The organism is Pseudomonas sp. PME37.24/006 (genome assembly GCF_055556635.1).
In genome coordinates this window covers 766,151-791,355 of sequence record NZ_JBVHNL010000003.1, presented here as the reverse complement: position 1 = coordinate 791,355, position 25,205 = coordinate 766,151, and the positions used below count along the sequence as shown (strand labels likewise).

The window sequence follows — 25,205 nt, the reverse complement described above, 5'->3', positions numbered from 1 at the left end:
GGTGAGCGAAACGGGCAGGCCATCGCCGGGGCGGCGTAGCCCCGGTCAGCTGTTCCTGTTGTTCAGTATGGGCACGGATCGTTACGCCTTGGATGTTCGCGAGGTCGTCGAGGTGATGCCGCTGCGCAGCTTCAAGCAGATTCCAGCAGCGCCGGATTGGGTCGCTGGGTTGTTCGCCTATCGCGGCAAGCCGGTGCCGGTGCTCGACCTGTCTTTCCAGGCGCTCGGGCGGGCGGCCATCGTGCGCACCAGCACACGTCTGGTGATCGTCAACTACCAACCCCAGGCGAGCCAGCCTGCGCGCATGCTGGGGCTGATTCTGGAACAGGCCAGCGATACCTTGCGCAGCCCCGCCGAAGCGTTTGTCGACTCAGGCGTGAGCTTGCCGGACGCCCGCTACCTGGGGCCGGTGCTCAAGGCCGAACAGGGGCTGGTGCAATGGGTTCGCGTGGCCGATCTGCTCGACGAACCGGTGCGTGATCTGCTGTTCGCGGCGACTCTGGAGGCCGGTGTATGAGCGGCCGTTTCGAGCGCCTGTTGCATGGCCTGATCGGCCTTGATGCCGAGTCGGTTGGCCAGGTGGTGATCGAACGTGCGGTTCGCCAGCGCGTTGCCGCGCTGGGTTGTGCCGACGAAGACGCCTACTGGCTGCAATTGCAGGCCTCCGCCATCGAGCAGCAGGCACTGGTCGAGGCCGTGGTGGTGCCGGAGACCTGGTTTTTTCGCTACCCGGAATCCTTTGTCGCGCTCGCGCAACTGGCCCGCGAGCGGGTCGCACAGATCATGGGCGTGCGCCCGCTGCGTATACTCAGCCTGCCCTGTTCGAGTGGCGAAGAACCGTATTCGATTGCCATGGCGCTGCTCGATGCCGGACTGCCGGGCGGCACCTTTCGCATCGACGCCATGGACATCAGCGAGCTGATACTGGTTCGTGCACAGCGAGCGCTGTACGGGCGCAATTCGTTCCGTGGCGACAACCTGAGCTTTCGTGATCGTCACTTTGTCGAGACCCCGGAAGGCTTTCAGCTCAAGGACGAAGTACGTCGCAAGGTGCGTCTGCTCGCCGGCAACCTGCTGGCCCCCGGTCTGCTGGCCGGCGAGGCGCCCTACGATTTCGTGTTCTGTCGCAATCTGCTGATCTACTTCGACCGACCGACCCAGCAAGCCGTGGCGGCCGTGCTGCAACGGCTGATGCGTGACGACGGTGCGTTGTTCATTGGCCCGGCCGAGGCCAGCCTGTTCAGCCAAGTCGGCATGCAGGCCTTGAACATCCCGCTGGCCTTCGTGTTTCGCCGAGCCAGTGACAAGGCGCCGCGCCTCGCTGCCTCGCTGAGCCAAGTCGCCCCGGTCATACCCGCGCGTGCCAGGGTCGCAGCACCTGTCGCTGTCCCGAACAAGCCGCCAATGCGCCGGGTGCCTGCCGCAGTACCTCCGCCCGTGGCCGCTGGCGCAGGCGATGCCGCCCTGGCTGAAATCGCCACGCTTGCCAACGCCGGGCGCAGCACCGAAGCCCGCACGGCCTGCGAACGCTATCTCGCCGCGTACGGGCCGACGGCCCAGGCGTTCTACTGGCTGGGCCTGCTCAGTGATGTGGCCGGGCGTAGCAGCGAGGCCCAGGACTATTATCGTAAAACCTTGTACTTGGCGCCCAAGCACGCTGAGGCGCTTGCTCACCTGTCGGCGATACTCGCCTCCCGTGGTGATCTGGCTGGCGCCAAGCGCCTGCAGCAACGTGCCGGGCGTGGAGTGAGCCGCGATGACCGATAGTCTTCTGCCGCTGAGCGATATCGAACGGGCGGATATCGACGATTGCTGGAACCGTATTGGCGTGCAGGGCGACAAGTCCTGCGAGCGCCTGGTGCAGCACATCCACTGCCGCAACTGCGAGGTTCACGCATCTCTGGCCACCCGCCTGCTGGATCGCTTCGCTCTGCAGCGCAACGAGGATGAGCCGGAGCGTGAGTGGGTAGAGGAGGACAGCTGCGAGCGCCGCTCGATTCTGATCTTTCGCGTTGGCGAGGCCTGGTTGGCGCTGCCGACCCGTGCATTGAGCGAGGTGGCGACGCGCACCTCGATCCACTCTTTGCCACACCAACGCTCACTGGGCTTGATGGGGGTGACCAACGTACGTGGCGCCCTGGTGGCCTGTGTCTCATTGGCTGAAATGCTTGGGCTGGACAGCGCCGAGATGGCTACCGAGCGTCGCGTGGTGCCGCGCATGCTGATTTTCAGCCTTACGGATGGCCCCGTGGTCATGCCGGTCGACGAGGTGGAAGGCATCGAGGCCATCGCCGTCAGTCAGGTGGTCGAGGCGGGCAATGGCAGTGTGCCGATGGCACGGCGTTTCGCCTCCGGGGTTCTGCAGTGGAAAGGTCGCAGCGTGACCCTGCTCGATGAGCAGATATTGCAGCAAACCATCGCCAGGAGCCTTGGATGACGCCCGATCAGATGCGCGACGCTTCGCTGCTGGAGTTGTTCAAGCTCGAAGCCGAGGCCCAGACCCAGGTACTCAACAACGGCTTGCTGGTACTCGAACGCGATCCGCGTCACGCTGATTCCCTCGAGGCCTGCATGCGCGCAGCCCATTCCCTAAAGGGCGCAGCGCGCATCGTCGGTCTCGACGCCGGGGTGAAAGTCGCCCACGTAATGGAGGATTGCCTGGTCGAAGCCCAGGAAGGGCGCTTGTTGCTGCAGTCCGAACATATCGATGCACTGTTGCAGGGGGCCGACATTTTGTTGAGCCTGGGCTCGCCATCAGGGGTATCGAGCGGGGCGAACGGCGAAGTCGACGCATTGGTCGAACGCCTCGGTACGTTGGCACGGGGTGGGTACGTGTCGAGCCCCCGCCCGCTGGTGCCGCCGCAATCCGCTACTACGCCAGAGCCGGAGCCCGTTATTCAGGTACCGATGGAGCCGCAAGCGACACCTGCCAGGCAGAGCAGGCCCGAAAGTAGCGAAGCATCGGGCGAGGGGCGTAGTCGTATCCTGCGCGTCAGCGCGGAGCGACTCGATCATCTGCTGGATATCTCCAGCAAGTCGCTGGTCGAGTTCCAGCGCATCAAACCTCTCGGCGATGGCCTGCAGCGTCTCAAACGTCTGCAAACCGTCGCGCGCCGTGCCCTCGATGTCGCCCGTGAAGCGCTCCCCGAAGGCAGCATCGATGCGCAGGCCGAAGCCATGCTGGTGGAAACCCGCCAGGCGCTCACCGAGTGCCAGCAGGTGCTGGCCCAGCACATGACCGATCTGGACGATTTCGGCTGGCAGGGCGGCCAGCGTGCCCAGTCCCTGTACGACGCCGCGCTGTCTTCACGCATGCGACCGTTTGCCGATGTGCTGTCCGGCCATGAGCGCATGTTGCGCGATCTTGCTCGCGCGCTCGGCAAGCAGGTGAGGTTGGTGATCGAGGGTGAAAGCACTCAGGTCGACCGCGACGTGCTGGAGCGCCTCGAGGCACCGCTGACGCATTTGCTGCGCAATGCTCTGGATCATGGCATCGAGCCGCCCGAGTTACGTCTGGCACGCGGTAAAGACCCTGACGGCCAGATACTGATTCGCGCCCGCCACCATGCCGGTATGCTATTGCTGGAACTCAGTGACGATGGTGGCGGCGTTGATCTGGACAAGCTGCGCAGTGCGGTGATCAGCCGAGGTTTCGCCACCGAGCAGACCGGCGAGCAACTGACCGAGGAGGAGCTGCTGGCCTTCCTGTTCCTGCCCGGCTTCAGCATGCGTGATCAGGTCACCGAGGTGTCCGGCCGTGGTGTTGGCCTGGATGCCGTTCAGCATATGGTGCGGCAACTGCGCGGCGGTGTACGCATGCAGCAACGCCAGGGGCAGGGTTCGACCTTCCACCTGGAGGTGCCGTTGACGTTGTCGGTGGTGCGCAGCCTGGTCGTCGAGGTCGGTGGCGAGGCCTATGCCTTGCCGCTGGCGCATATCGAGAGAATGACTCGCCTGCAGGCCGAAGATATCGTCCAGCTCGAAGGTCGTCAGCATTTCTGGAGCGAGGGGCAGCATGTCGGCTTGATCGCGGCCAGCCAGATTCTTCAGCGGCCCGAAGGCAAACCTAGCGCAGACGGCATTCCGGTGGTGCTGATTCGCGACCGCGACAACCTGTTCGGGCTGGTGGTGGAGCGTTTCGTCGGTGAGCGCACGCTGGTGGTGATGCCGTTGGATGCGCGGCTCGGCAAGGTGCAGGATGTGTCGGCAGGCGCGTTGCTGGACGACGGTACGCCGGTGCTGATTCTCGACGTCGAGGACATGCTGATGTCGGTGGCCAAACTGCTCGGCAGTGGTCGCCTGGAGCGGGTCGACCGTAGCGTCCGCCAGCTCGCCGGTGTTCAGCGCAAGCGCGTACTGGTGGTCGACGACTCACTGACCGTGCGCGAACTGGAACGCAAGCTGCTGCTTGGTCGTGGTTATGACGTGGCGGTGGCGGTCGACGGCATGGATGGCTGGAACGCCCTACGCGCCGAGCACTTCGATCTGCTGATCACCGATATCGACATGCCGCGCATGGACGGTATCGAACTGGTCACCCTGGTGCGCCGCGACAGCCGTCTGCAGTCGCTGCCGGTGATGGTGGTGTCCTACAAGGATCGCGAAGAAGACCGCCGGCGTGGTCTGGATGCCGGAGCCGACTATTATCTTGCCAAGGCCAGTTTCCATGACGAGGCGTTGCTCGACGCCGTGGTCGATCTGGTTGGAGAGCCGCACGAATGAGGATAGGGATCGTCAACGACATGCCGCTGGCGGTGGAGGCCTTGCGCCGGGCCCTCGCTCTGGAGCCTGAGCATCGCATCGTCTGGGTCGCGGGCAACGGCGCCGAAGCGCTGCAGCACTGCGAAGTCGAACTGCCGGATCTGCTGCTGATGGATCTGCTGATGCCGGTCATGGACGGCGTCGAGGCCACTCGGCGCATCATGGCGCAGAGCCCTTGCGCGATCCTGATCGTCTCGGTGGATATCGAACAGCACGTCAACCGCGTGTTTGAAGCCATGGGTTACGGCGCCCTGGACGCGGTCAATACGCCGTCGCTGGGTGGCGATAGAACGGCGGATGCGGCTACGTTGTTGCGCAAGATCCAGAACATTGGCTGGCTTATCGGCCAGAACACCAGCCGTAAGCGCAGTGTTCCTGCGCAGGTGCCAGGCAGGTCTGTGACTCGTCGGCTGGTAGCTATCGGTGCCTCGGCAGGTGGCCCGGCGGCGTTGGCGTCGCTGCTCAAACAGCTACCAGGCGACTTCAACGCCGCGGTGATGCTGGTGCAGCATGTCGATGAAGTGTTCGCTGCCGGCATGGCCGATTGGCTGGCCAGTGAGTCGGCGCTGCCGGTGCGCCTGGCCCGCGACGGTGAGCAGCCGCAGCCAGGCGTGGTGCTGCTGGCGGGAACCAACAACCATATGCGTCTGCAGCGTAATGGCGAACTGACTTATACCGAAGAGCCAAGCAGCTATGTCTATCGGCCCTCCATCGACGTGTTCTTCGACAGCGTGGTCGAGCACTGGACGGGTGAAGCCATTGGCGTCTTGCTCACCGGCATGGGGCGCGATGGTGCTCTGGGCCTGAAGAACATGCGCGCGCGAGGGTTTCTCACCATTGCCCAGAACCAGGCCAGTTGTGCGGTGTATGGCATGCCAAAAGCGGCTGCGGAACTCGATGCTGCGAAGGAAATACTTGCGCTAGAGCGCATCGCGGCCCGTATCGTTGAGCTATTTGGCTGATAGATTTACCCTGCGGTTAAATTTTTAGAGACTCGCCTTCAATCTGGGTGGGGTCTGGAGACCAATATGCAAGCCCCCCCAAATTCCACGGAAGAACTTGGCTCACCCAAGGAAGGCGCGGTCATGGTGCTGCTCGTCGACGATCAGGCGATGATCGGCGAGGCAGTGCGCCGCGAGCTATTGGGCGAGGGCGGCATCGACTTTCATTATTGCGCCGATCCCACTCAGGCAGTCGCGGTGGCCGAACAGCTACGTCCGACGGTGATCCTGCAGGATCTGGTGATGCCTGGCGTCGATGGTCTGACCCTGCTGGGTGCCTATCGGGCGCGGCCCTCGCTGCGTGATGTGCCGATCATCGTGCTGTCGACCAAGGACGATGCGACCGTCAAGAGCACCGCTTTCGCATCGGGTGCCAATGATTATCTGGTCAAGTTGCCGGACACCATCGAGCTGGTAGCGCGCATTCGCTATCACTCTCGCTCTTACACCGCGTTGCAGCAGCGCGACGAAGCCTACCGCGCCCTGCGTGAAAGCCAGCAGCAGCTTCTGGAAACCAACCTGGTGCTGCAGCGCCTGATGAACTCTGATGGGCTGACCGGACTGTCCAACCGCCGGCACTTCGACGAATACCTGGAGATGGAGTGGCGCCGCGCTCTGCGCGAGCAGACGCCGATGTCGTTGCTGATGATCGATGTCGACTTCTTCAAGAGCTTTAACGACAACTTTGGCCATGTCGCCGGCGATGATGCCCTGCGGCGTGTTGCCGAGGCGCTACGCAGCTGCTGCAGCCGTTCCAGCGATATGCCGGCCCGCTACGGCGGCGAAGAGTTCGCCATGGTGTTGCCTAGCACGTCGGCGGGGGGCGCACGGCTGCTGGCCGAGAAGGTTCGTCGTGCGGTCACCGATCTAGGTATTGCCCACGACAAGCCTGAGCCGGGCTCGGTGTTGACCACCAGTCTGGGCGTTGCGACCCTGGTACCGCGTGCCGGGCAGACCTCCCTGCAACTGGTCAACCTGGCGGATCGCGGCCTTTACATGGCGAAGCAAGCGGGTCGCGACCAGGTTGGTCTGGTGAACGACACCAGCTCCCTGGCCTGAATCAAGCAGGCGAGCTGTCGATCTGCGGCTCACCATGAAACACCGCACGACCGCGGCCATTCTGCTTGGCGCGATACAGGGCCTGATCCGCCTGCTCTACCACCTGCTCCAGATCGGCATCATCCTGCGGCCACAGCGCGCCACCGATGCTGCAGCCGATCTGCAGTTCGCGACCCTCCAATTCGATCACTGCGCCGAGTGTCTGAATCGCCCGCTCGGCAACTTGGCGGGCTTGCCCGGCCGCTTCATCGAGCGGTACCTGCAGGATCATCAGAAACTCGTCACCGCCCAGGCGCACCACCAGATCCCCTGCACGCAGGCAGCCGCGCATACGTGAGGCCGACTCACGCAGAACGTGATCACCCACGGCGTGGCCGTGCTGATCGTTGACCGGCTTGAAACCGTCCAGATCCAGATACAGCACCGCCAGCCCGTATGGCGTGCCCTGGCTACGCTGTTCAGCCCGCGGCAGGTACCTGGCCAGGGCTGCGCGGTTCGGCAGGCCGGTCAACGGGTCATGGTGGGCACGGTTGTCCAGGGCACCGAGCTCGGCGTGCTGATGGGTCAGGCTTTCCACCAGATGGCGGATGGAGTGGCTGAGCTGAGCGATTTCCCGCGGACTGTCGATTTCCGGAATTACGGTGATCTCGCCATTGGCGAGGCGATCCGCAGCATTGGCGATGGTGCGTAGCGGTCGGGTGATGTAAGTCGCCAGCAACCAGCCACAGGCTGCGAACAGCAGCGCCAGAACGCTGCCCCAGAGTACGATGGTGGTGTGGATCGCCCGTACCGGTGCGTCGGCCAGCGCCACGGCCTGACGGGCGACGACCATCCAGCCCAGGCCCTGATAGTCGAGATAACCTTGGCTGAGCGCCAGGCCGGTCAGGTACTGGTCACCGTCTGGCCACTGCTGCACGGCCCAGTCGGTGTTTTTGCCCGGCAGATCCTGCATGGCGGGAAGGTGCAGGCGTTGGCCGATCATTTTCGTGGGGGTCAGCAGCAGGGTACGATCGCGACCGACCACGAAGAACTCGATCTGCCGACGATCCTCGATGGGTTTGAGAATCGCCCGGCGCACCTCGTCTGCCCATGACCATGACAGGTGCGAGGCCAGCACGCCGACCAGACTACCGTCCGGGGCGTATACCGGCAGGCTGATATCGACGAACTTCATCGCCTCGCCCGTCGGGTTGGGCAGCAGCTTGGCCAGCAGCACAGCCTCGTGCACGTCACCTATGAATAGGCCCTTGCGGCCCTCCAGGAATACCGGGCGCTGAGCAACGCTGGCGCCTTCCAGAATACGGTTGCTGGAGGCCAGTACCGTGCCCTGGGGGTCGGTAAAACCGATCCAGGCGATGCTGGGGAATTCGCCTTGCAGGTGATCGAGCAGGCGGCGTACGTCATCGATGTCATCCGGCTGGCGCAGCACGCGCAGGCTACCGATTACCTGCAGCATGCTGGCGCGGCTCTGCATGTCGCGGTCGAGGCGGTCGATCATCATGTACGACGCTTCAGCCAGGTCGCGGCCCACGTCCTCGCGAATGCGCTGGGCGGAATCCTGGCTGATCAGACTGCCCAGCAGCCAGCTCAACAGGCTCACCAGCAGGGCGATCGACAGGGCGAGACGGCTACGCAGGCTTTGGGCACGAAACATGGTGCGCGATGATCCTTCAACGGCTGAGTGGGCAGCCTCTCGAGTATAGATGGCCATTGGTCTGTCGCAGGTCGATTGATGCAGCCTGGCATGCTGCCAGATAATAGTGAGTCGGGTATACTCGTCGGCTTTTCCGAAGTTTTACCTGCGAGTGCCGACAGCCATGGAAATCAACCCGATCCTGAACAGCATCAAGGACCTGTCCGAGCGCACCCAGACTATTCGGGGGTATCTTTGACTACGATCACAAGCATGATCGTCTTGTTGAAGTAAACCGCGAACTCGAAGACCCGAACGTCTGGAACAAGCCGGAATACGCCCAGAACCTGGGCCGTGAGCGCGCCACGCTGGCGTTGATCGTCGAGACCATCGACGACCTGACCGGCAGCCTGGCCGATTCGCGCGACCTGCTCGACATGGCCGTCGAAGAAGACGATCAGAGTGCGGCCGACGATGTCGCCAGCGAGATTGAGCGCCTGCGCGGCATCCTCGAAAAGCTGGAATTCCGCCGCATGTTCAGCCACGAGATGGATCCCAACAACGCCTACCTGGATATCCAGGCCGGCTCCGGTGGTACCGAGGCGCAGGACTGGGCCAACATTCTGCTGCGCATGTACCTGCGCTGGGCTGACAAGCGCGGCTTCAGTGCCGAGATCGTCGAGCTGTCCGAAGGTGAAGTCGCCGGCATCAAGGGCGCCACCGTGCACATCAAGGGTGAGTACGCCTTTGGCTGGCTGCGCACCGAAATCGGCGTGCACCGCCTGGTACGCAAAAGCCCGTTCGACTCTGGCGCCCGTCGCCATACTTCGTTCTCGGCGGTGTTCGTGTCGCCCGAGATCGACGACAAGGTCGAGATCGACATCAACCCGTCCGATCTGCGCATCGATACCTACCGCTCCTCTGGTGCGGGTGGTCAGCACGTCAACACCACAGACTCGGCGGTACGTATCACCCACGTGCCGACCAATACCGTGGTGGCGTGTCAGAACGAACGTTCCCAGCACGCCAACAAGGACACCGCCATGAAAATGCTGCGGGCCCGGTTGTACGAGCAGGAAATGCAGAAGCGCAACGCGGCTTCCCAAGCACTGGAAGACACCAAGTCCGATATTGGCTGGGGTCATCAGATCCGCTCCTACGTGCTCGATGACTCGCGCATCAAGGACCTGCGTACTGGCGTCGAACGTAGCGACTGCCAGAAGGTTCTCGATGGCGACATCGACCAGTACCTCGAAGCCAGCTTGAAACAAGGCCTGTAATACCTTTTGGTTCCGCCCCAGTGGGGGCGGCGACTACCCCGTGATGGAATCCCGACGAACATGAGCGACCAACAACCCGACCAGCAGCAACTGCAACAGGAAGAGAACAAGCTGATTGCCCAGCGCAAGGAAAAGCTTGCTGCCATCCGTGAGCAGGGCAACGCCTTCCCCAACGACTTCCGTCGCGACAACCTCTGCGCTGATCTGCAGAAACAGTACGTCGACAAGACCAAGGAAGAGCTCGAAGCCGCTGCCATTCCGGTCAAGGTTGCCGGTCGCATCATGCTCAACCGTGGCTCCTTCATGGTCATTCAGGACATGAGCGGGCGCATCCAGGTCTACGTCAACCGCAAGACCCTGCCCGAAGAAACCCTGGCAGCGGTCAAATCGTGGGACATGGGCGACATCATCGCCGCTGTCGGCACCCTGGCCCGCAGCGGCAAGGGCGACCTGTACGTCGAGATGACCGACGTGCGTCTGCTGACCAAGTCGCTGCGTCCGCTGCCGGACAAGCACCACGGCCTGACCGACACCGAGCAGCGCTATCGCCAGCGCTACGTTGACCTGATCGTCAACGAGGAAGTGCGCGAAACCTTCCGCGTGCGTTCCCAGGTGATCGCCCACATCCGCCGTTTCCTCGCCGAGCGCAACTTCCTCGAAGTGGAAACACCGATGCTGCAGACCATTCCCGGCGGCGCCGCGGCCAAGCCGTTCGAAACCCACCACAATGCGCTGGACATGGGCATGTTCCTGCGTATCGCGCCGGAGCTGTACCTCAAGCGGCTTGTTGTTGGCGGGTTTGAGAAAGTCTTCGAGATCAACCGTAACTTCCGTAACGAAGGCGTTTCGACCCGGCATAACCCCGAGTTCACCATGCTCGAGTTCTACCAGGCCTATGCCGATTACGAAGACAACATGGACCTGACCGAGGAGCTGTTCCGCGAGTTGGCCCAGAGCGTCCTGGGTAGTACCGACGTGCCATACGGCGACAAGGTGTTCCACTTCGGCGAGCCCTTCGTGCGCCTCTCGGTGTTCGACTCGATCCTCAAGTATAACCCGGAGATCAGCGCTACCGATCTGCAGGATCTGGACAAGGCGCGTGAGATCGCCAAGAAAGCCGGCGCCAAGGTGCTCGGCTTCGAAGGTCTGGGCAAGCTGCAGGTGATGATTTTCGAGGAGCTGGTCGAGCACAAGCTTGAGCAGCCGCACTTCATTACCCGTTATCCGTTCGAAGTGTCGCCACTGGCCCGTCGCAGCGACGATGATCCTAGCGTGACCGATCGCTTTGAGCTGTTCATCGGTGGCCGCGAGATCGCCAACGCCTATTCCGAGTTGAACGACGCGCAAGATCAGGCCGAGCGCTTCCAGCAGCAGGTGGCCGACAAGGACGCCGGTGATGACGAGGCCATGCATTTCGACGCCGACTTCGTTCGCGCCCTCGAATACGGCATGCCGCCCACTGCCGGTGAGGGCATCGGCATTGACCGCCTGGTGATGTTGCTGACTGACTCACCGTCGATTCGCGACGTCATCCTGTTCCCGCACATGCGTCCGGAACTCTAAGGGTTTACCAGAGCCGCCTTCGGGCGGCTTTTTATTACCTGTGATTCAGCGCCTATCCTGTTGATGGACAACTGGTTTGGATGCTTGACGTGCTGCGTCGAGGGAATGGACTATCAGCGCGTGGCGATCCCTCGATCGTTTCAAGGAGAGCATGATGAAAGCCTGGCGCGCACTGGTGGTGCTGTCGTTTCTATTGTTGAGCGGTTGCCTGGTGACCTTCAAGGAGCCGATCCCGGCTAACGAAGCAGCGCCAATTCCGCTGCTTGGCACCTGGTCGCGCACCGACGAGTGGGGCGAGCTGCGCTTTCTGGATATCAGCCGTTCGGGCTCTAATCTGTACAAGGCCGATGCCTACACCGACAGCATCGACAACGTCGCCAGTCTGCAGAGCTACAGCTTTACCGTCGCCCACCATGGCCGGCGCTGGTACCTGTCGGCGGGTGTGCCCAAGCGCATGGGCGCGAATTTCGCCATCGGCGGTTTCGAGCTGACCCACAACAACGAACTGGTACTGTTCAACCTCGATGTTGAACGCATTCTCCAGGCCATCGACAACGGTGAGCTGAAGGGCAGCAGCGTGGAGATGCCGCAGGGCGATGGCGTTCTGGTCTCCAGTGGCCTGGAACAGGTGTTCGCCTACCTCAATGATCCGGCCAACTCCGATGTGTTTGTCGAGGTGGCGCGCTATCAGCGAACCGGGCCATGAGAGCCGGTTCGGCAATTCCAGCAACGCAAAGAGGATTCTCATGAACAGCCACACAGGGCTCGACGGTTACCAACTGGTCGTGCGCGCGCTGTCCGATCGTATCGTCGAGGCGCAGACGCCGATCCGTGTACTCGATGCGGTGAAATGGGACGACTCCATTCGGCAGACCTTTCTCAAGCACAAGGGCAAGGAGCTACCGGCGATCGATCGTAGCTACTACGACAGCCGGCCGCTGGCCTTTGACCCGGCCGCGAAGAAGCTGGAGCTGCAGAACATCGAGCGCGACATCACCCGTCAGCTCGGCCAGTTCAACCCGGTGGGGCAGATCATGCGGCGCATGTGCCGCGAGTACCGCATGGTCATTCGTATGCTGGAGGCCCGTGGTACCTCGGATTTCGGGCTGATTTCCCAGGAGCTTTACGGCGCGGCGTCCGACGCCTTCCATGCCGGTGACCCGACCCTGGCCGATCTGGGGCTGATGTTTTCCGGTTACCTGAACAACATCGACAGCCGTGGCGACCTCAAGGACGAACCCAAGACGCTGAACGCCAAGGATGCCGTCGCGCTGCTGCAGAACCGACTGAACCTGGTGTTCGGGGAGAGCGACAGCACCATTCGCGTGTTCGAGTCCGACGGCATTCTTGCCGATGCGGCCGCCGGTGCCGATTACATCAAGATCCGTAGCGACGCCATGTTCAACGAGCGCGACGTCAAAGCGCTGGAAGTACACGAAGGCCTGGTGCACGTGGCCACCACGCTCAATGGCCAGAACCAGCCGATCTGCACCTTCCTGGCCAAGGGGCCGCCCTCGTCGACGGTCACCCAGGAAGGCCTGGCCATCCTCATGGAAGTGATCGCCTTCGCCTCCTATCCCAGCCGTCTGCGCAAGCTCACCAACCGTACTCGTGCCATTCATATGGCCGAGCAGGGTGCGGACTTTTTGCAGGTCTGTGATTTTTACCGGGAGCAGGGCTTCAGCCTGGAAGACAGCTACAGCAACGCCAGTCGCGCCTTCCGAGGCTCCGCCCCGAACGGTCTGCCCTTCACCAAGGATCTGTCTTATCTGAAGGGTTTCATCATGGTCTACAACTACATCCAGCTCGCGGTGCGCAAAGGCAAGCTGGAACAGATCCCTTTATTGTTCTGTGGCAAGACCACGCTCGAAGATATGCGTACGCTACGCCAACTGGTCGATGAGGGGCTGGTGAGTCCACCCAAATACCTGCCGCAGCAGTTCCGTGACCTCAACTCGCTGTCGGCCTGGATGTGCTTCTCCAACTTCCTCAACCACCTGAGCCTGGATCGGATCGAAGCCGACTACGCCAATATTCTCTGATTGCATGCCAGAGGGGGATTGGTGGCGTTTCGCTTCGCCGATCCCCACTTCAATGCTCCCTGTCATCCTCTGTCAGGGTGTTTTTCGAGATGTGTGCATGAGCGAGCGCAACCCCATTCCCCTGATTCTCACCGCCATCGGCAGCATCGCTGCTACGGTCATGGTGCTTGGCTACTACGGCTACCTGCACTTCGCCAAACCGGAGGATGCCTTGCTGTTGTCCGAGTTCACCATGCTCAAGACCGTTCCCGGCGAGGACTACAAGGTGAGTCTGAAACCGGCCGATCAGGTTGCCCAATGCATTGACGGCGTATTGGTGCTGTTCGATCTTCAGCAGAAGGGGCTCAGCGGCGTGCTGGTGGATGACCGCAAACGGGCCGTGCGCTGTAACGAGTGAAGAGCCGAGAAACAACAAACCCCGCAAAAGCGGGGTTTGTTGGGTAGAAAATCTGCGTTCCTCGAGAGGAGCGCAGAGAGTCCTAGGCAGGCCGGGGCCTTTAGTTGCTCATCGACGAACGTGGAGCAACCGGCTTGTTGTCGTTGGAAATGGTGACTTCCACACGACGGTTCATCGCACGGCCGGCAGAGTCGGCGTTGCTGGCGACCGGGTATTCCTTGCCATAGCCCTGGGCGACGATGCGCTCCGGGCCTACGCCCTGACGTACCAGTGCAGTACGTACAGAATTTGCGCGGCGCTCCGACAGGGTCTGGTTGTAGCTAGCTGCACCAGTGCTGTCGGTGTAGCCTTCTACGATTACCTTGCGATCAGGGTTTTCCTGCAGGAACTGGGCGAGCTTGGTGATGTTGTGCATGCCACCTGGCTTCAACTCGGAGCGATCCAAGTCGAACAGCACGTCACCAAAGGTGACCAGTGTGCCGCGCTCGGTCTGCTTGGCGTTGAGGCTGTTCTGCAGTTGCTTGATCTGCGCGTCACGGGCTTCCAGGCGAGCCTGAGCACGTTGGGCGCCAGTTTGTTCCAGACTTGCCTCGGTGGTGCGCAGGGCAATTGTCTGACGCGCAACTTCAATGCGTTGGTTGGCCAGGTAGGAGAGCTGGTCGACTTTTTTCTCGTCTTCCTTCTCACGGTAAGCGCGCTCGGCTTTCTCCAGCGCTTCACCGGCATCCTTGGTTTCCAGTGCTGCAACCTTCACCGCTTGCGGGTCAGTTTGCAGGGTGGAGTAGCCGCTACGTGCCTGTTCCAGGTTCACGTTAGGTTGCGAGGAGCAGGCAGCCAAGCCAACGCTCAGAGCCAGCAGGGCGGGAATCATCACTTGTTTACGCATGGTCGTTCATCCTTTATTCAATTGGCGAAGTCTGACGAGGCCGTTACTGGCCCTGGGTCGGAGCCGGCTGAGCACTGCGCATACCTTCCTGACGCAGTTCCTCGATGCCTTGTTGGGCATCTTTCAGCGCTTTGTCGGCCTTGGCCGCTTGGGTTTTACGAACGGCTACGCGTGCATCCCACTCGGCTTGTTCAGCCAGGCGCTTGGCTTCTTCGTAGTTCTTCTCGATGACTTCGAGCTCAGCCTGCTTCAGCTTGTCCTGAGCCGACTTGGTTTCCACCGCGGCGAATTCGGTACCGCCGGAGCTTACGGCTTCGTTGACGGCCGACTTGGTCACAGCCAGTTGCTCGCTGGGCGGATTGCCCGCGCAACCGACAAGCAGCAAGCTGCTGCCGATAGCCAGTGCCGCAACCTTCCAGCCGGCTAGTTGAGTACGAGCGTTTGGGGCAGTTTTAGTGGTCATGGTGTGCAACTCCATTGGTAAATTCCTGGCAAACAGTCGGTTCCCACAATGGTCACCTGCCGTTCGGGCAACTCAGGAGCGATAGCAGCTGAGTAAGTTTTTCCCCGGCGACCAGCGGTCATCACGGCATAACCCTGTGAGTTGGCTTAGACAGGAAACGTTCAGCAAAAAAGTTCGTGTTGCCAGGATCGCGTCGCCAGAAAAATGTCGGATGCCTCGTCATTCGGCGCTTTCCGGTGTCCAGAGCGCAAGATCCTGGCAGGCTCTTAATGACTTGTTTCCTCTTCGTTGGCGTTCATCTCATGCAGGTAATGGCGCGCCAATTCGAGAAAACGCGGCGTTGGGCCTACGTCCTCATAGACGGGATTGCCTTCTTCATCGGTGGCGACCACGTGAGTGCCCTGTACGTAGGGCAGGCTGGCTTCGAGGTCTTCCAGCGCAGCTCCCAGCAGTTCGGCGAGCAGCTCTTCCGGGCGTCGTTTGGGATACATGTGGCTGAGCGCTGCCAGGCGTGCGGCCGACTCCACATCCAGGTGCACCTGATAAGGCGTGCTGACCAAGCGGCCGGTTGCGTTCTGTTCCCATTGCTGGACGAGTTCGCGAATCTTCATAGGTACCTCGAAGTGGGCGGGTTCTCTGTTACTGACCTGAGCCCTCTGGCTGCGTTCCGATTGACGCACCTGCGCTGCCGATTGCCGCCGTCGTTCTGCTGCTTTGGTCGCAGACCTGCTTGTCAGGCGCCACGAGGCTGGGCACTCTGAACGTTCATGCAGCGGCGGAGGGATATCGGATGACGCAAATCGACGCACGTCTACGCGAGGACGTTCACCAGCTTGGTGAGCTGCTTGGCACCACCATCCGTGAGCAGTACGGCGATGCTTTCCTCGACAAGATCGAGCGTATCCGCAAGGGTGCTAAGGCGGCGCGCCAGGGTTCAGCGGATGGCGCCCAGCAGCTCAGTGACACCCTTGACGAACTGAACGACGACGAACTGCTGCCAGTGGCTCGCGCATTCAACCAGTTCCTCAACCTGGCCAATATCGCTGAGCAGTACCACCGTGTACGTCGGCGTGAGGCGAACGAAGCGCAACCCTTCGAGAATCGTATATTTGATGAGCTGCTGCAGCGTCTGCGCGCAGGCGGCCATGACCGCGAAGCCTTGGCGCGCCAGGTGGGGCGGCTGGATATCGAACTGGTGCTCACCGCTCACCCGACCGAAGTCGCGCGGCGTACCCTGATCCAGAAATACGACGCCATTGCCGCGCAGCTGGCTGAGCAGGATCACCGTGATCTCTCTGCTGCCGAGCGCGAAGCGATCTCCACACGCCTGCAGCGGCTGATCGCCGAGGCTTGGCACACCGAGGAGATTCGCCGCGTGCGTCCGACGCCAGTGGATGAGGCCAAGTGGGGGTTTGCGGTCATTGAAAACTCCTTGTGGTACGCCCTCCCGACTGTGCTGCGCAAAGCCGACCAAGCGCTGCACCGGGAAACCGGATTGCGCCTGCCATTGGAAGCGGCGCCAATTCGCTTTGCCTCGTGGATGGGCGGGGATCGTGACGGCAACCCCAACGTGACGGCCAAGGTGACCCGCGAAGTACTGTTGCTGGCGCGCTGGATGGCTGCGGATCTGTACCTGCGCGACATCGACAGCCTGGCTGCCGAGTTGTCCATGCAGCAGGCCAGTGCCGAATTGCATGCGCGCACCGGTGATAGTGCCGAGCCTTACCGCGCCTTACTCAAGCAGGTACGCGAGCGCTTGCGTGCGACACGCAGTTGGGCCCATGAGTCGCTCGGCGGGCCGCTCAGCCCGCCGGCCGCCGTCTTGCATGACAACCGAGAGCTCTATGAGCCGCTGCACCTTTGCTACCGCTCGCTGCACGAATGCGGCATGGGCGTTATCGCCGATGGGCCGTTGCTCGACTTCTTGCGCCGGGTCAGCACCTTTGGTTTGTTTCTGGTACGTCTGGACGTGCGCCAGGACGCGACGCGCCACGCCGCTGCGCTCGGTGAAATAACCGATTACCTGGGCCTGGGGCGTTACCAGGAGTGGGATGAAGCGCAACGCCTGGAGTTTCTGCAGGCTGAGTTGGCCAGTCGCCGACCGCTGCTGCCCGCCGATTTTCGCCCTGCTGGCGAGACGGCCGAAGTGCTGGCGACCTGCCGTGAAGTGGCAGCCGCGCCTGCCGCGTCCCTCGGCTCCTACGTGATCTCCATGGCCGGTGCCGCGTCCGATGTGCTCGCCGTGCAACTGCTGCTCAAGGAAGCCGGGTTGCGTCGGCCAATGCGCGTGGTGCCGTTGTTCGAGACCCTGGCGGATCTGGATAACGCCGCGACCGCCATCGAGCAGTTGCTTGGCTTGCCGGGCTACCGCGCGAATTTGCATGGCCCGCAGGAAGTGATGATTGGCTACTCCGATTCCGCCAAGGATGCTGGCACCACGGCCGCTGCCTGGGCGCAGTACCGTGCTCAGGAGAGTTTGGTGGAGATCTGCCGTCAGCATCAGGTCGAATTGCTGTTGTTCCATGGCCGCGGTGGCACCGTGGGGCGCGGCGGTGGTCCTGCCCACGAGGCGATCCTGTCGCAGCCGCCGGGTTCGGTGAACGGGCGTTTCCGCACCACTGAGCAGGGCGAGATGATTCGCTTCAAATTCGGCATGCCGGACATCGCTGAGCAGAACCTCAATCTCTATCTCGCTGCGGTGCTGGAGGCGACCCTCCTGCCGCCACCCGCTCCAGAGCCGGCCTGGCGCGCGCAGATGGATCAGTTGTCGGCTGATGGTGTGGCTGCCTACCGAGGTGTGGTGCGCGAGAATCCACAATTCGTCGAGTACTTCCGCCAGGCGACACCAGAACAGGAGCTTGGTCGCTTGCCGCTGGGTAGCAGGCCAGCGAAACGGCGCGAGGGCGGAGTGGAAAGCCTGCGGGCGATTCCATGGATTTTCGCCTGGACGCAGACGCGCTTGATGTTGCCCGCGTGGCTGGGCTGGGAAGCCGCCTTGAGCGGCTCGCTGGAGCGTGGTGAAGGCGAAGTATTGCGAGATATGCGCGAGCACTGGCCATTTTTCCGTACGCGTATCGACATGTTGGAAATGGTCTTGGCCAAGGCTGACGAGTCTATCGCCAGGCTTTATGACGAACGTCTGGTCGACGCTGAATTGCATCCGTTGGGTGTGCATTTGCGCGACCTATTGTCGCAGGCGGGGACGGTGGTTCTGGGTTTGACTGGGCAATCGCAGTTGCTTGCGCACAGCCCCGAAACCTTAGAGTTCATCACCGTGCGTAACGCTTACCTGGATCCGTTGCATCTGCTACAGGCTGAATTGCTGGCACGCTCTCGACAGCGTGAGCAGGAGGCGGGGAGCGCTCTGGAGCAGGCGTTGCTGGTCAGCGTAGCCGGTATCGCAGCGGGCTTACGCAATACAGGCTAAGGGTCTCGGGTGCGACACGGGCGTATTATTGCGATATGCAAAATATGCCGTTAATGGCAGCAAAAAGTCGTATAAGAGCGGCTCTTTGTTCAGATCGTGTCGGTTTGGACTTTGGTTGTATGGCGGCGAACCGAAAATATGCTGCAAGCTGCGTGATGTCGCCTGGAAATGAGGCCTTGGTCGCATTTGCCTGCGTCTTTCAGTGGCTTGTGCGGCTCAGGGGCGCTGTGTATCTTGGTCGACCTTCTGGCAGTACGGCCTCTGGCTGGCCTGCCGAAATTGTTCGAGATTGGCCCCACGAGGCGAGTCCACCATCACTACCAAGAACTTGAGGAGCACATCGATGCGCGTGATTCTGTTGGGGGCGCCCGGTGCCGGCAAAGGTACTCAGGCTGGTTTCATTACCAAGAAATTCTCGATTCCACAGATTTCCACCGGTGACATGCTGCGTGCAGCGGTCAAGGCCGGTACCGAACTGGGGCTGGCCGCGAAGAGCGTGATGGATGCTGGCGGTTTGGTTTCCGATGAGCTGATCATCAATCTGGTCAAGGAGCGTATCGCTCAGCCGGATTGTGCCAATGGCTTCCTGTTCGACGGCTTCCCGCGCACCATTCCTCAGGCTCAGGCCCTCAAGGATGCAGGCGTGCAGATCGACTTCGTGGTTGAAATCGCCGTTGATGACGAAGAAATCGTCGGGCGCATTGCCGGCCGCCGGGTACACCCGAACTCCGGGCGCGTATACCACACCGAGCACAATCCACCGAAAGTCGCCGGCAAAGACGACGAAACCGGTGAGGATCTGATCCAGCGCGATGACGACAAGGAAGCCACCGTGCGTCATCGCCTGTCGGTCTACCACTCGCAGACCAAGCCGCTGGTGGATTTCTACCAGAAACTTTCGGCCGCCGAAGGCACGCCGAAGTACAGTGCCATCGCTGGTGTCGGCTCGGTCGAGCAGATCACCTCCAAGGTACTGGCGGCGCTCAGCTAAGCCATGTTTACCTGACATCAACGGCCCGCTTGCGGGCCGTTGTCGTTTTTGGGCATGTCGATGGCTGTACGGGGTAGGCCAAGGTCGTTCCTGAACCGTGAATGGAGCGACGCCCTATCTAGTATCGAGCGGGTCAGGCCTTTCCAGCATCGAGCTGCCACTTTCGGCATGCATCACTATTCCAGGGTAAGCAGCCTATGGCGGCTACGGCCCCGAGCTGCTCTCCTGGTTTCATCGACCGTCACTTACAGTTGAGGAAGGCGGCTTTACATCAACCACCCCATCAGAGTGAATTTCATGACCAAGAACAGAAGATTTGCCTGCTTGCCCATCGCCATCGTGGCATCGGCGCTGAGCGCATCCGTCGCATTGGCCGACGGCGCCCCGGAAAAAAAGGGCGAGTGCTCAGTTGACCAGTTCACCATGGCGCTGCGGTATCAGCAGCAATCAGCGGAAGTTCGGGCCTTGCAGATGCAGGCTTACAACATCGCCACCGAGAAACTGGACGCCGCGGTGGCAGCGGCAGAAGATCCTTCGAAACTGGCCATCGTCTCCGATGTGGACGAAACCATCATCGACAACTCCGCGCTGCTGGCGCGCGATCTTGCCAATTGCCATACCTACGACGGCTGGGACACCTGGCTGCCCTGGGAGCGCGATGGCAATCCGGTGCTGATTCCGGGCGCCAAGAAGTTCCTCGAGCATGCCGACAAGCTGGGCGTGGCCATCCGCTATGTATCGGATCGTTCGGAAGAGCAGAAGGAATACACCCTGACGGCGCTGAAGAAACTTGATCTGCCGCAGGTCAGCGCAGAAAGCGTGCTGCTACTCGGGCCGCCCAAGGTTGAGCGTCGTGCGCTGGTCGCCAAGGACTACCGCATCGTGATGCTGCTCGGCGACACCCTGCATGATTTCGATGCACGTTTCCGCAAGACGCCGGTGTCGGAGCAGCGCGCGACCGCCGAAGCCGAGTCTGCAAAATGGGGCACCGAGTGGATCGTGTTCCCCAACTCCGGCTATGGCACCTGGTCGAAAGAGCCCCTGAAGGGCTGGGACGCCAAACCCGTCATCGAGAAATGGTAAGCGAGCCGGCCCGCCTGCTGGTGGGCTGACTCGAAGACCCGCCGGTGCCTGTCAGGGGCATCGGCGCGGGCGGTACAGCGCACCGCCGCACCGCCTCACCGCCTCACGGGATCTATAACCCGCCGCTTGACCCGCTGTGCTGGAAAAAAACGCCTCAAACCGTTTTAATGCCCGCCCGCTCAGCCACCTCTACAGATCACCATGACCACTCTGCTGGCCCTCGATACCGCCACCGAAGCCTGTTCCGTCGCCCTGCTGCACGATGGTCGAGTGACGAGCCACTACGAGGTGATCCCGCGCATGCATGCGCAGCGGCTGTTACCGATGATCAAGGCGCTACTGGGCGAGCAGGGCGTAGCACTGTCGGCGCTGGACGCCATTGCCTTCGGTCGTGGCCCCGGTGCCTTTACCGGCGTGCGCATTGCCATTGGCGTGGTACAGGGGCTGGCGTTCGCGCTGGATCGCCCGGTGCTGCCGGTGTCCAACCTGGCGGTGCTGGCACAGCGCTCGCTGCGTGAACACGGTGCCACCCAGGTCGCAGCGGCCATCGATGCGCGTATGGATGAGGTGTACTGGGGCTGTTACCGCGCTGAGCAAGGCGAGATGCGTCTGGTTGGTCATGAGGCCGTGCTGGCTCCCGAGCAGGCACTGCTGCCGACCGACGCCGCTGGCGATTGGTTCGGTGCCGGCACTGGCTGGGGCACCTTCGCACCGCGTATCGCCGCGCAGGTCGCTGCCAGTGACGACGGCATGCTGCCCCACGCCGAAGACCTGCTGAGCCTGGCGCGTTTCGCCTGGGCGCGGGGTGAGGCGGTGGTCGCCGATCAGGCGCAGCCGATCTACTTGCGTGACAAGGTGGCTACGCCCAAGATGCCGCCACCGGCTGGATTTTGAATTTGCCGACGGACGAGCCGTCCTTTTGTCGTCAACTTCCCGCCATGCATTGCCAAGGTCGTGTGGTGCAGCTAAATTGCCAGCACTTCCGCACGCCTTTCTGCCGAGCCTTCATTGATGCGTATCGACGGTAACATCGCGCCCTACTCACCGGATCGTGGCCCTCGCTCAGGGACTGCGGTTACGCCCTATCGTGAGGCGAACCGGGAAGAGGAAGTAAAGCGCGAGCAACCGGCATCGACCGCGGCTACTCAGGGCTTCGAACAGGCCCCGCAGATCCGTCGTGTGCAGCAGACCAACGCCAGCACCGACAACTTCCCGATGCGCTCGCTGGATGTCACCTACCAGCCAGCCATGAGCAATCGCGCAGCCCAGGCCATCGCCAGCTACAGCAGCACAGAATCCTATGTGCGCGACATGGACGCACAGCAGGTGCTTGGGCTCGACCTGTACGCCTGATCGACTTCCGGTATGCCTCTATCGCTGTACACAGGGCACAATAGCGGCCTTTGACTCCTCAGCGATTTGCGATGCTTCCCTATTTCCTTGGTTGCCCCTCTTGGAACGAGGCCGCCTGGCGCGGCAGCTTCTATCCTGCCGATCTCAATCTGGCTGATAGCCTCGAGCACTACTGCCGCGTATTCAATGCGGTGGAAGGCAATACCACGTTCTATGCCCGGCCTGACCAGGATAAGCTGACTCGCTGGGTACAGCGCATGCCCGAGCACTTCCGCTTTTGCGCCAAGGTGCACAAGGACATCAGTCACGAAGGGGATCTGCGCGATCAGCTCGACAGCACCCAGGCGTTTCTCGACCTGCTGGCGCCGTTGGGGGAACGAGTGGCGCCGTTGTGGCTGCAGCTTCCGGCGATGTTCGGGCCGTCACGGCTGGGCGAGCTGGCCGTGTGGCTGGATGAGTTCGCCCAGCGCCGACTGGCCGTCGAGGTACGCCACCCAGCGTTCTTCGACAAGGGCGATGAAGAGCGCGCCCTCAATCGACTGCTGCACGAGCGGGGTGTCGAGCGCATCTGCCTGGATTCCCGTGCGCTGTTCAGTTGTCGTTCCAGCGATCCGGCGGTGTTGCATGCGCAATCAAAGAAACCACGTCTGCCGATTCGCCCGGCGGCGTTCAGCGACAGCCCTCAGGTGCGTTTCATCGGCGGCCCGGATCTCGACGCCAATCAGTCCTTTCTTGAGCCCTGGCTGGACAAGGTCGCCGCTTGGATCGAACAGGGCCTGACGCCCTACGTCTTCCTGCACACCCCGGACAACCACCTGGCCGCCGCCCAGGCGCTGCGCTTTCATCAGGCGTTGAGCGAACGCCTGCCGGGCTTGCCGCCGTTGCCTGAGTACACCGACAGCGAGCCTCGGGCCGAGCAGCTTGGCTTGCTCTAAACGGCTAGGTAATCAGGCAGCGGCGTGGCGAAAGCGGCCGGTGAGCAGAGCTTTTGTGGGAGAGGCTTTAGCCTCGATTTTGCCTAGCTAGGCGTAAAGAGCTCGCGGCTAAAGCCCCTCCCACGAGATCGCGACCGTCCGCTTCTGCCTTTTTTGCAGTCGCTCATGCCAGGCGCAGATGGTTGTCCCAGAGTCCAGCCGGGAGCCCCAGGGGCTGCATGGCGATGCGTTCGCTGCGGCAGTCGTAGAGACGGCAGCGGCCGATGCCGGCGCTGACCACGAAGCCGTTTTCCACCGCACCGACGCCAGCGCAGTCGGGCAGGGCGGCGTCCAGGCGCACTGCACCGCTGTCCAGATCCCAGATAAACAGGCGATTGCCGCGTGGCGCAGTCATCGCCAGTAGACGCAGATCACTGTGCACCGCCACGCTGGCGGTGTACTGGTTCATCATCTGGCGTTGCGCATCGGCCATCGGGAAGTGCTGGAACGGCTGGCCGGGACGTTTGATCGCCACCAGCGGCACGGCGTCCATGGAGTCGCCCATGTACTGCTGGCCACTGATGATGGTGCCGTCGCTGGCCACGGCCAGGTGGCGCACGCTGTTCATCTGCTCGGGCAGTTGCTCCTTGCTGTGCAGGGTGCCGTCGCGGGCCATCAGTACCAGGCTGGCTTCCATGGCATTCAGGTTCATCTCCACCCGGCTTTCCGCCTCGGTGCGGATGCCGCCGTTGGCCACCACCAAGGTTTCGCCATCCGGCATCCACAGCACCTGGTGGGGCCCCAGGCCGTGGGTGGACAGTTCGTCGCGACGTAGCAGGCGCTCGCCTTCCAGTCGATAAGCGCCGAGTACACCACGACCGGGATCGCGGGTGTCGTTCTCGGTGGCATACAGCCATTCGCCATCCTTGTGGAACACCGCATGGCCGTAGAAATGCCGATCGCTCTCGCTGCGCAGCGTTTGTAGCAGGCGGCCGTCGCGGGTATCGATCAGGTAGCTCTCGGTGCTCGGTCGGCGACCGACGAACAGCGCCATGGGTAAGCTGGGATGGGGCACCACATCATGGCAGCGCTCGGTTACTTGAGTAGAGAAAGCGCGCTCGCCATCCAGCCGGTAACCGACGGCGTAATGTTTGCCGCCCTGGTCGTTACGGGCCGACAGCAGCAGGGGCTGCTCGCCGGTGTGGCTCAGCTTCCAGCCGCCCAGTGCACCGGCCGCCAGAACCGTTGCACTCAGGCCGAGAAAGGCTCTGCGTTTGATGCTCATCGGTCAGTCCCCGTCGTTGGCGTTGAAGCCCAGCTGGATGCCCAGTGCACGTGCCAGTTCGCCATCATGCAGGCGGTGCAATACGTTGAGGCTGTCGTAGAATTGGTTGAGAGCCTTGCGCCCCTCTTCATCGCCGAGCAGTTCGCCCAGCGGGCGCTGCAGACCGGTGAGCTTCTGACGGGTATCGGCATAGGCTGCATCGATACGTTGCTTGAGGTCGTTATGGTCGCTGCCGAGCAGCGCCTGGATGCCGTCCTTGTCCGCGCCACGCCAGATGCGCTCGGCGCCGGCCAGGCTGGCTCCGATGTTGGCCAGGCTGGCTTGGCTGCGCCAGGCTTCGGCCTGATAGGGCTGTGGTAACCCCTTGCTCTGCCGGCCCATCGGTGCGCCGAGCTTCTTCTTCAGGCTGTCGATAGCGGTGATCTGGGTACGCAGGAGATCGGAGATCGCCTCGCCGGCTTCGGCATAGCGCTCGTTGGGGAACGTGTTGAACTGGTTGAGCGCGCCATTCTTGGCTTGCCATTGCTCCAGCACCGAATTGGCCAGAGCCTGCTGATGTTCACCGATAGCCACCAGCAGGGGGCAGTAGCGGGCTTTCTGCTCGGTATCCTGCAGGTCGATTTCCGGATCATAGAGCAGGTATTCGTAAGCGGTGAGACCCTGGACGACGACGCTGGATTTCTCCAGGTCGGCAGGGCTGAGCTGTGGCTTGCTCTTGACCAGCGCCTGCACCTGACGCGCTACCAGGTTCTTCTTGTCCGGCCAGAATTGCACCTGCCAGGCGCGATTGCCTTCGGCAAGCGGCCCTACGGCCAGCGGCTGCAGGTTGGCCCAGGCGCTCTGGGCGGAGAGGAAGGCCTGGCGGGCGGAGGCCAGATCCTTCTCGCCTGCGCAGAACGACTTGGCGCTGCTGGCAAGGCCAGCATCGGCTTCTTTCCAGGTGATGTGGGCGGGTAGCAGTACGCCTTCGGCCAGCGCAGCGCTGACCGTTGCCTGCGGATCGGCAGGTGAGCAGGCGGCCAGAGTCAGGCCCAGCAGGGCGATGGTCAGCGGAGAACGGATCATGC

General features: G+C 62.1%; 23 protein-coding genes. 17 read left to right on the top strand and 6 right to left on the bottom strand.

Annotated features, from left to right (window positions below):
- The first annotated feature begins 1 nt into the window (after nt 1).
- The 6 genes from ACZ3GY_RS14695 to ACZ3GY_RS14670 all read left to right on the top strand — a co-directional run bounded on the left by ACZ3GY_RS14695 (nt 2) and on the right by ACZ3GY_RS14670 (nt 6,821).
- On the top strand, nt 2-517 hold the full coding sequence (locus ACZ3GY_RS14695) for a chemotaxis protein CheW (RefSeq protein ID WP_463565824.1): 516 nt from the start codon (nt 2-4) through the stop codon (nt 515-517).
- Nucleotides 514-1,767, top strand: a complete 1,254-nt coding sequence (locus ACZ3GY_RS14690; RefSeq protein WP_465910721.1) for a CheR family methyltransferase — start codon at nt 514-516, stop codon at nt 1,765-1,767. The genes ACZ3GY_RS14695 and ACZ3GY_RS14690 overlap by 4 nt, the downstream gene beginning before the upstream one ends.
- Nucleotides 1,757-2,437: a chemotaxis protein CheW gene (locus ACZ3GY_RS14685; RefSeq protein ID WP_465910719.1), complete on the top strand. Its 681-nt coding sequence runs from the start codon at nt 1,757-1,759 to the stop codon at nt 2,435-2,437. The genes ACZ3GY_RS14690 and ACZ3GY_RS14685 overlap by 11 nt, the downstream gene beginning before the upstream one ends.
- The gene (locus ACZ3GY_RS14680) at nt 2,434-4,722 is read left to right on the top strand and encodes a hybrid sensor histidine kinase/response regulator (protein ID WP_465910718.1); all 2,289 of its coding nucleotides are present in this window, start codon (nt 2,434-2,436) and stop codon (nt 4,720-4,722) included. Before ACZ3GY_RS14685 ends, ACZ3GY_RS14680 begins: the two co-directional genes overlap by 4 nt.
- Nucleotides 4,719-5,723: a chemotaxis response regulator protein-glutamate methylesterase gene (locus ACZ3GY_RS14675; protein WP_463565820.1), complete on the top strand. Its 1,005-nt coding sequence runs from the start codon at nt 4,719-4,721 to the stop codon at nt 5,721-5,723. Before ACZ3GY_RS14680 ends, ACZ3GY_RS14675 begins: the two co-directional genes overlap by 4 nt.
- Before the next feature lie 66 nt (nt 5,724-5,789).
- A complete protein-coding gene (locus ACZ3GY_RS14670; protein ID WP_463565819.1) occupies nt 5,790-6,821 on the top strand; it encodes a diguanylate cyclase in 1,032 nt (343 codons plus the stop codon).
- 1 nt (nt 6,822) lies between these two features.
- Here ACZ3GY_RS14670 and ACZ3GY_RS14665 read toward each other — a convergent pair whose 3' ends face one another.
- Nucleotides 6,823-8,475, bottom strand: coding sequence for a diguanylate cyclase domain-containing protein (locus ACZ3GY_RS14665; RefSeq protein WP_465910717.1), 1,653 nt, complete (start codon nt 8,473-8,475; stop codon nt 6,823-6,825).
- 163 nt (nt 8,476-8,638) lie between these two features.
- On the opposite strand from ACZ3GY_RS14665, the gene prfB reads away from it, so the two are divergent.
- The 5 genes from prfB (at nt 8,639) to ACZ3GY_RS14640 (ending at nt 13,736) form a co-directional block, all read left to right on the top strand.
- A protein-coding gene (gene prfB / locus ACZ3GY_RS14660) for a peptide chain release factor 2 (protein WP_465910716.1) occupies nt 8,639-9,734 on the top strand; the annotation gives its coding sequence in 2 pieces (ribosomal slippage) (nt 8,639-8,710 and nt 8,712-9,734; 1,095 coding nt in all).
- A gap of 60 nt (nt 9,735-9,794) precedes the next feature.
- Nucleotides 9,795-11,297, top strand: a complete 1,503-nt coding sequence (gene lysS / locus ACZ3GY_RS14655) for a lysine--tRNA ligase (protein WP_465910714.1) — start codon at nt 9,795-9,797, stop codon at nt 11,295-11,297.
- Between the two features lie 154 nt (nt 11,298-11,451).
- Nucleotides 11,452-12,003 (top strand): hypothetical protein, encoded by a 552-nt coding sequence (locus tag ACZ3GY_RS14650; protein WP_465910713.1) that lies wholly within the window; start codon nt 11,452-11,454, stop codon nt 12,001-12,003.
- A 40-nt stretch (nt 12,004-12,043) separates the two neighbouring features.
- Entirely contained in the window at nt 12,044-13,339 is a 1,296-nt protein-coding gene (locus tag ACZ3GY_RS14645; RefSeq protein ID WP_463565815.1) for a flavohemoglobin expression-modulating QEGLA motif protein, read from the top strand.
- Between the two features lie 97 nt (nt 13,340-13,436).
- The gene (locus ACZ3GY_RS14640; protein ID WP_465910711.1) at nt 13,437-13,736 is read left to right on the top strand and encodes a PA3694 family proteiin; all 300 of its coding nucleotides are present in this window, start codon (nt 13,437-13,439) and stop codon (nt 13,734-13,736) included.
- 100 nt (nt 13,737-13,836) lie between these two features.
- On the opposite strand, the gene lptF is transcribed toward ACZ3GY_RS14640, so the two are convergent.
- The 3 genes from lptF to ACZ3GY_RS14625 form a co-directional block, all read right to left on the bottom strand.
- Nucleotides 13,837-14,622, bottom strand: coding sequence for a lipotoxin F family OmpA-related lipoprotein LptF (gene lptF, locus ACZ3GY_RS14635; RefSeq protein WP_463565813.1), 786 nt, complete (start codon nt 14,620-14,622; stop codon nt 13,837-13,839).
- A 43-nt stretch (nt 14,623-14,665) separates the two neighbouring features.
- On the bottom strand, nt 14,666-15,100 hold the full coding sequence (locus tag ACZ3GY_RS14630; protein ID WP_463565812.1) for a DUF4398 domain-containing protein: 435 nt from the start codon (nt 15,098-15,100) through the stop codon (nt 14,666-14,668).
- A gap of 251 nt (nt 15,101-15,351) precedes the next feature.
- On the bottom strand, nt 15,352-15,696 hold the full coding sequence (locus tag ACZ3GY_RS14625) for a pilin assembly protein (RefSeq protein WP_465910710.1): 345 nt from the start codon (nt 15,694-15,696) through the stop codon (nt 15,352-15,354).
- A gap of 179 nt (nt 15,697-15,875) precedes the next feature.
- Between ACZ3GY_RS14625 and ppc the strand changes: the two genes are divergently transcribed.
- The 6 genes from ppc (at nt 15,876) to ACZ3GY_RS14595 (ending at nt 22,874) form a co-directional block, all read left to right on the top strand.
- Nucleotides 15,876-18,512, top strand: coding sequence for a phosphoenolpyruvate carboxylase (gene ppc / locus ACZ3GY_RS14620; RefSeq protein WP_465910708.1), 2,637 nt, complete (start codon nt 15,876-15,878; stop codon nt 18,510-18,512).
- Nucleotides 18,513-18,855: 343 nt separating this feature from the next.
- Entirely contained in the window at nt 18,856-19,503 is a 648-nt protein-coding gene (gene adk / locus ACZ3GY_RS14615; RefSeq protein ID WP_225839105.1) for an adenylate kinase, read from the top strand.
- A 324-nt stretch (nt 19,504-19,827) separates the two neighbouring features.
- A complete protein-coding gene (locus ACZ3GY_RS14610; RefSeq protein WP_465910707.1) occupies nt 19,828-20,586 on the top strand; it encodes an HAD family acid phosphatase in 759 nt (252 codons plus the stop codon).
- 201 nt (nt 20,587-20,787) lie between these two features.
- A complete protein-coding gene (gene tsaB / locus ACZ3GY_RS14605) occupies nt 20,788-21,480 on the top strand; it encodes a tRNA (adenosine(37)-N6)-threonylcarbamoyltransferase complex dimerization subunit type 1 TsaB (RefSeq protein ID WP_225839109.1) in 693 nt (230 codons plus the stop codon).
- Nucleotides 21,481-21,597: 117 nt separating this feature from the next.
- Nucleotides 21,598-21,939 carry a hypothetical protein gene (locus ACZ3GY_RS14600; protein ID WP_465910706.1) on the top strand — a complete coding sequence of 114 codons (342 nt, stop codon included), beginning with the start codon at nt 21,598-21,600 and terminating at the stop codon, nt 21,937-21,939.
- Between the two features lie 71 nt (nt 21,940-22,010).
- Entirely contained in the window at nt 22,011-22,874 is an 864-nt protein-coding gene (locus ACZ3GY_RS14595; RefSeq protein WP_465910705.1) for a DUF72 domain-containing protein, read from the top strand.
- A 163-nt stretch (nt 22,875-23,037) separates the two neighbouring features.
- Here the strand turns inward: ACZ3GY_RS14595 and ACZ3GY_RS14590 are convergent, their stop codons facing one another.
- Both ACZ3GY_RS14590 and ACZ3GY_RS14585 read right to left on the bottom strand, forming a co-directional pair.
- A complete protein-coding gene (locus tag ACZ3GY_RS14590) occupies nt 23,038-24,132 on the bottom strand; it encodes a DUF1513 domain-containing protein (RefSeq protein WP_465911053.1) in 1,095 nt (364 codons plus the stop codon).
- A 9-nt stretch (nt 24,133-24,141) separates the two neighbouring features.
- Nucleotides 24,142-25,203: an imelysin family protein gene (locus tag ACZ3GY_RS14585; RefSeq protein ID WP_465910704.1), complete on the bottom strand. Its 1,062-nt coding sequence runs from the start codon at nt 25,201-25,203 to the stop codon at nt 24,142-24,144.
- Nucleotides 25,204-25,205: the final 2 nt, after the last annotated feature.